Annotated in this window: 1 protein-coding gene; it reads right to left on the bottom strand. The window is 53.6% G+C overall.

What is annotated here, in order from left to right; genetic code table 11:
- Positions 1-263 precede the first annotated feature (263 nt).
- A complete protein-coding gene (gene dbpA / locus BM283_RS17710) occupies positions 264-1,685 on the bottom strand; it encodes an ATP-dependent RNA helicase DbpA (protein ID WP_090695484.1) in 1,422 nt (473 codons plus the stop codon).
- Between the last annotated feature and the right edge of the window lie 182 nt (positions 1,686-1,867).

Below are 1,867 nucleotides of genomic sequence, written 5' to 3'. Positions count from 1 at the left end.
AGTTACTGGGTTCAACCGCCGGATGCGGAAAACCGCACGTCCGGTGGTGTGGGAGAGGTAACGGATACAATCCGTTACCCCGACCCGATCCAGCTTTTTATGCTCAATTGTCGCTTTGTTAAGGTTGCAGGCCACTAGGCATCCAGCCAGAAAGATGAGATCGACCAACTGTTTACTTTGGTTGATCGAACGACCAGGCGTGTGTTGTGAGAAAATTCTTAGCTCATGGAGTCAGAAGCGAATGAAAGCCTGGATTTACTCTCCTACAGCGCACGCACTTTTACCGCCCTGCCTTTGACTTTGCCGGCAGACAATCTGCGCACAGCCTCCCGAGCGATGTTGCGTGCGACAGCGACATAGGTCGATTGATCTGTCACCGTAATTTTGCCGACTTGCTCACGCGTAAAACCTGCTTCACCAGTGAGCGCACCCAGCACATCGCCGGGGCGGATCTTCTCCTTACGGCCGCTGAGTATTTGCAATGTCACCATGGGTGATGCCAGTGGGGTAGTGTTATCACTTGGCAGCGTAGCCAGGTCGTGCCATTCTGGCTCAAAGCTCATCATTCTTGCAATCGCCTCTACCCGGAGCATTTCGGACGGGCTACACAGACTCAGTGCCCAACCGTTTTCATCAGCACGGCCCGTGCGGCCAATGCGATGGATATGGATTTCCGGATCAGGGGTAACCTCGACATTGATGACTGCTTCAAGTTGCGCGATATCCAGGCCACGTGCGGCCACATCGGTTGCAACCAATACTGAACAACTGCGATTGGCAAATTGGATCAGCACTTGATCACGCTCGCGTTGTTCCAGATCGCCATTCAAGGTCAGCGCATGAATGCCTTGTGCCTGTAACACTGCCAGCAGATCTCGGCATTGCTGCTTAGTGTTACAAAATGCGAGCGTACTGACTGGCCGATAGTGGTTGAGCAACTGACCGACAGCCTGCAAACGTCCCTCATGGCTTACCTCGTAAAAACGCTGGCGTATTTTGTTTTCCTCATGCTGCTCCAGCAGTTTCACTTCCTGTGGATTACGTAAGAATTGTCGCGCTAGACCCGCGATACCTGAGGGATAGGTGGCCGAGAACAGGAGGGTTTGGCGCTTGGACGGGCAGCGTTTTACGACAAAAGCCATGTCATCGTAAAAGCCCATATCCAGCATGCGATCAGCTTCGTCAAGCACCAGGGTATTGAGTTGTGTCAGATCCAGACTGCCACGCGCCAGATGATCCATGATGCGGCCGGGAGTACCGACGACAATGTGGGCACCATGCTCCAGGCTGGCCATCTGTGGGCGCATGGTACTGCCGCCGCACAAGGTAATAATTTTGATATTATCTACTGATCGTGCCAGCCGGCGAAGCTCCTGCGTGACCTGATCTGCCAGCTCGCGCGTTGGACACAGCACCATGGCCTGCACCGCAAAGCAGCGTGGATTTAGCCTGGTAAGCAGCGACAACGCATACGCTGCCGTCTTACCACTCCCCGTCTTTGCCTGCGCGATCAGGTCGTGTCCCGCGAGCGTAATTGGTAGACTGGCCGCTTGAATCGGTGTCATCGTCAGGTATTCAAGCTGCTGTAATGTTGCCAGTAAGCCGGGCGAAAGCGGCAATTCGTTAAAAAGGCGTCCGACAGAGTTCACTGCGGACGAAGAGGTTGTCTGGATAGTATTATTCATCCGCAATTATCCCAGATATCAGCAGAATACGCATAGAATTGTATGGTCGGCAGAAATAGTGATGCAAAATACGTTGCCTTAGCCCGCGATCGGGTCGGGGTAACGGATTGTATCCGTTACCTCTCCCACACCACCGGACGTGCGGTTTTCCGCATCCGGCGGTTGAACCCAGTAACTTAAGC

Source organism: Nitrosomonas sp. Nm34, from assembly GCF_900113925.1.
Taxonomy (GTDB): domain Bacteria; phylum Pseudomonadota; class Gammaproteobacteria; order Burkholderiales; family Nitrosomonadaceae; genus Nitrosomonas.
The sequence above is the reverse complement of the archived record's forward strand: the minus strand, read 5'-3'. Positions and strand labels throughout refer to the sequence as shown.

Bases quoted from the DNA above. Each gene is read 5' to 3' on its own strand.
- dbpA (WP_090695484.1), bottom strand. From the start codon at position 1,685: ATGAATAATACTATCCAGACAACCTCTTCGTCCGCAGTGAACTCTGTC.